Here is a 1860-nt window from a genome sequence, read left to right as displayed (position 1 = left end):
GGGCAGTGAACCGGAACGGGGGCGACCGGAAAGCGCCTGCCGTTGGCCGGTCCACACCACTTCCCGGCGTCCGGGATCGGTGTACCTGACAAACAACCCGTGGGAGTTCCGGGACGTCCCCGACGAGGCGCCGAGGCTGGTGGTGCAGCAAGCGAACGAGCTCGCTGGACGAGCAGCTCACGAAACGGGAGCGTGAACCGAGTGAACAGCACCGTAGCCAACCACCACCCGGCTCCGGCGACCCCCCAGAACGCTGCGCCGCGCCGTCACACCCAGGCCATCCCCACGGTGACGCCCGACGACGCCCGCTACCCGGACATGATCAGGGGCCACGGCAACAACCGGCACGTGGCCTCTCCCGAGGCGATCCGCCTTCCGTCCACCACCGAGCAGGTCGTCGAGATCGTCAGGGAGGCGGTCCGCGACAACAAGCGCGTCGCCGTCCGCAGCGGCGGACACTGCTTCGAGAACCTTGTCTTCAACGACGAGACGGAAATCATCGTCGACATGCGGCTGATGGACCACGTCGGCTTCGACGAGGACCACGGCGCCTTCGTCGTGGAACCGGGCGCCACACTGCTGAAGATCTACGAGACCCTGCACATCGGCTGGGGCGTCACCCTGCCCGGCGGCGGCTGCTACGCCACGGGCGCCGGCGGCCATTTCTCCGGCGGCGGGTACGGAATCCTCTCCCGCAAGCACGGCATCCTCAGCGACCACCTCTACGCCGTCGAGATCGTCACCGTGGACGAGCGGGGCGAGGTGCGCGCCGTCGTCGCCACCCGCGACCCGGAGGACCCCTACCACGACCTGGCCTGGGCGGTCGCCGGCGGGGGAGGTGGCAACTTCGGTGTCGTCACCCGCTTCTGGATGCGCAGCCGCGGAGCCGAGGGCGGCCCGGGCGACCTGCTGCCGAAGGCGCCGTCCACCGTCTTCTCCATCTTCGCGGCCTGGTCGTGGGACCAGATCACCGAGGAGGCGTTCGCCACCTTCATGGCCCGGTACGCCGACTGGTCCAAGACCCACGGCGGCCTCGACTCGCCGTACATCGACCTCGGCCACTGGATCTTCCTCCAGCACGCCGACTCGGGCACCTTCAACGTCGTCGCGCAGATCGACTCGACCGTGCCGGACGCCCGCAGGCTGGTGGACGACTTCATCGCGTTCGTGGCCGACTCGCTCGGCGTCCAGCCGCAGCGCAACTCCATCACGGAGCAGCCGTTCCTGAAGGCCACCGCGGCGACCATGACCGCCGGCGAGACGATCACCAGCCCCAGTCTGCGCACCTCCCACAAGTCGACCTACATGAAGGACGCCTTCCCCGAGCACCAGGTGCAGACCATCTACCGGTACCTGACGAAGACCGTCAACCCCAACCCGTACAGCTTCCTGGTCATCAACTCCGTCCGCGGACAGATCAGCGCGCTGGACGACGCCGACACCGCGGCCACCCACCGCGACGCCCTCTGGCTGGTGTACTTCGAGTCGTACTGGCACAAGGCCGAGGACGACGAGCGGAACGTCACCTGGCTGCGGTCGCTGTACCAGGACCTGTACGCCGACACGGGCGGCGTCCCGGTGCCCAACGGCGTCACCGACGGCTGCTACATCAACTACCCGGACAACGACCTGAGCGACCCGGCGTTCAACAGGTCCGGCATGTCCTGCCACGAGCTGTACTACAAGGACAACTACCCGCGGCTGCAGCGGATCAAGGCCGAGTGGGACCCGCGGAACTTCTTCCGCCACCCGCAGTCCATCGAGTTGCCGAGCAGCTGACGTGACACGGCCCGGGTGGGGCGGGATGTCCGGCCCCACCCGGCAGTTTTAGACCTAGGTCGTGTCCGCAAAGTCAGGGCA

The 1860-nt window shown here is 68.0% G+C and carries 1 protein-coding gene; it reads left to right on the top strand.

The features are described from left to right. The first annotated feature begins 201 nt into the window (after positions 1–201). Positions 202–1779: an FAD-binding oxidoreductase gene (locus CCL05_RS34910; RefSeq protein ID WP_244204502.1), complete on the top strand. Its 1578-nt coding sequence runs from the start codon at positions 202–204 to the stop codon at positions 1777–1779. The last annotated feature ends 81 nt before the right edge of the window (positions 1780–1860 follow it).

It is taken from the genome of Streptomyces africanus (assembly GCF_002150735.1).
Taxonomy (GTDB): Bacteria; Actinomycetota; Actinomycetes; order Streptomycetales; family Streptomycetaceae; genus Streptomyces; species Streptomyces africanus.
This window is presented reverse-complemented; position numbering and strand designations above follow the sequence as displayed.